General features: G+C 31.6%; 1 protein-coding gene. It reads right to left on the bottom strand.

What is annotated here, in order from left to right; genetic code table 11:
* Positions 1-830 (bottom strand): hypothetical protein (locus FE392_RS19850; protein WP_319931856.1); only part of this gene is annotated, 830 nt, incomplete at its 3' end.
* Positions 831-1,165: the final 335 nt, after the last annotated feature.

Here is a 1,165-nt window from a genome sequence, read left to right on the forward strand (position 1 = left end):
GAACTGACAGACTCTTTTCCTTGTAATAAATATTTTGACATAAAAGCTAAAATATAAAACTTGTCCTCATCTGAATTGAACAGACTAAGATAAGGAATAAAAAATTGATATGTTAACTCATTCTTTTCGTTTAACCCATAGCATTTGAAAAGCAAAATATTATTAGTAAATGCTACGCCTAATTCATCATAACGAGACACATACACCTTTCCTTTTTTCCAAGTGTAAAAAATTTTCCTTTCATGATCAATTATGAAATTTGCTGGCTTGCGTAAACTTATAAAAATCCCAATAAGAAGAAGATTAGCGCCAAGAAAAAACAATGCAAAACTTGCATCTATAATCAAATTTCGCCTAGCCCTTTCCTCACCATAATAACTGTATTTAGAATAGCTAAGATATAAATATTTAATTAATGATACTTTTTCATCACCCGCTATCACCTGTAATGATTTTGTATATTCCGGGGCTTTTGGATTTAGATAAAACTGCTCTCCATAACGTTTTTTTGCATTCTGAACAGACCAAAGGAGCTCTTCTCCGTTGATTTCCCATCCTTTAACAAAGTCACTAATAAAAAAACCAAAACCTAACATAAATCCAATCATAACAGGTATTATGATTTCTTTTCTTACTCTAATAATATTATGACGGAAATGACATTCTTTACTACTTATAGAATCTAAAAAAACCACTCGTTTTGCGGTCTTGTTATCCAATATAGCTATTTTATTAGCCAGGATAGAGTCACCAAATTTAGCTAATGGTTCTGTTGGAGGTGACTTCACTCTAAAAATTTTCTTTAATATTTTTTTTATTAATTTGTTCATTTAACGTAATACCTCATCCTCATATCCATACACTGCATTATCTGACGTTGGCTCTTTTTTACATCGAAAATGCAAAGAAAAAACATCACTCCCATAAAGCCAATAAATAATTTAAAAAGGTGCAAACATGTTTATCTGAAAGTTAACCATATCGCACCTATTATGTGTGTATTTTACCCAACGATATACTCAGGATCAGCTTTACCCTTTGGTGGACCAAGCCTGTTCAATTCAGCTAAAATAGCTGTAATCTGCGATTCCCAATCTGCTGGTTTTTGATTATTAGATGAATAAAACAGTGATGAATGACGTTTAAAATCCACAGAACTGACAGA

It is taken from the genome of Xenorhabdus santafensis, assembly GCF_033949405.1.
GTDB lineage: Bacteria > Pseudomonadota > Gammaproteobacteria > Enterobacterales > Enterobacteriaceae > Xenorhabdus > Xenorhabdus santafensis.